Source organism: Nonomuraea sp. NPDC005650 (genome assembly GCF_040605375.1).
Taxonomy (GTDB): domain Bacteria; phylum Actinomycetota; class Actinomycetes; order Streptosporangiales; family Streptosporangiaceae; genus Nonomuraea.
The window spans coordinates 1-1,466 of the sequence record NZ_JBEXCR010000137.1 but is presented as its reverse complement, the minus strand read 5'-3'; the positions used below and the strand labels follow the sequence as shown (position 1 = coordinate 1,466).

1 protein-coding gene is annotated in these 1,466 nt (G+C 66.5%); it reads left to right on the top strand.

Annotated elements, in window-relative coordinates; all coding sequences use genetic code 11:
- Window positions 1–1,466, top strand: a 1,466-nt coding sequence (locus ABZS69_RS67035; protein ID WP_355395665.1) for a condensation domain-containing protein, incomplete at both ends; no start/stop codon positions are given.

The window sequence follows — 1,466 nt, the reverse complement described above, 5'->3', positions numbered from 1 at the left end:
TCGGTGTTCATCGAGCTGGCGGCCTTCCCGTTGTCTCCGAACGGGAAGATCGATCGGGCTGCGCTGCCGGTGCCGGATGGCAGCCGTCCGGAGCTCGCGGGCGGCTATCGGGCCCCGTCTACCCCCACGGAGCTGTTGCTGGCCGGGATCTGGACCGACCTGCTCGGTGTGGAGCGGATCGGTGTATATGACAACTTCTTCGACCTGGGCGGCCACTCCCTGCTGGCCACCCAGGTCGCCTCCCGGGTCCGGGGGGTTCTCGGGGTGGATCTTCCTCTGGCGGCTCTGTTCGATCACCCCACCATCCGTGAACTGGTCCCCCTGCTCAGCGAGGGGCCGGATGACGTCGCCAGGCCACCGGTTCTGCCCGTTTCGCGCGAGCAGGCGTTGCCGCTGTCGTTCGCGCAGCAGAGGTTGTGGTTCCTGGCTCAGCTGGAGCCGGACTCGGTCGAATACAACAATCCGACCTCCATCCCGCTGCCCGGGGACCTCGACATCTCTGTCCTGCGGGCCGTCCTCGCCGCGCTGGTGGAGCGGCATGAGGTGCTGCGGACCCGGCTGGTGGCCGCCGCTGATGGCGTGCCGTACCAGGTCATCGACCCTCCCACCGACTTTCTTCTGCCTTTGGTGGATCTGGGCGATCACCCTGACCCGCACCAAGCCGCTCAAGACCTCATCGCCATGGACACGGCCACGCCGTTCGACCTGGCGGCCGGTCCGCTGCTGCGCGCCAGCCTGCTCCGGCTGAGCGACCAGGAGCACATCCTGGCTCTGTGCATGCACCACGTCATCTCCGATGAGTGGTCGATCAAGATCTTCTACCGGGAGTTCGCCACTCTGTACGACGCCTTCCGGGCGGGGGAGCCGTCGCCGCTGGTGTCGCTGCCGGTGCAGTACGCCGATTTCGCCGTGTGGCAGCGTTCCTGGCTGAGCGGCGAGACTCTGGAGGAGCAGCTCGGGTATTGGCGGCGGCAGCTGGCCCAGCCTCCGGTGCTGGAGTTGCCCACCGACCGGTCCCGGCCCGCTGTCCGCGACAGCAATGGTGCGGCCATCGACTTCCGTATCGACGCCGAGGTCAGCCGTCGGTTGCAGGAGCTGTCCCGCCGTACCGGGGCGACGATGTTCATGACGCTGCTGGCCGCTTATGCCGTGCTGCTCGGCCGCTACAGCCGTCAGGATGATGTGCTGGTCGGTACGCCGGTGGCCAATCGGAATCAGGCCGAGACCGAGGATTTGATCGGGTTCTTCGTCAACACGCTGGTGCTGCGGGCCGACCTGTCCGGCGATCCGACCTTCACCGACCTGCTCCAGCAGGTGCGGGCCACCGCGTTGGACGCCTATGGTCATCAGGATCTGCCGTTCGAGCAGCTCGTCGATGAGCTGGGTGTGGAGCGTGATCGTTCCCGGACGCCGTTGTTCCAGTCGTTGTTCAACTATTTCGCCGTTGATGATCCGACGGCTCGGGA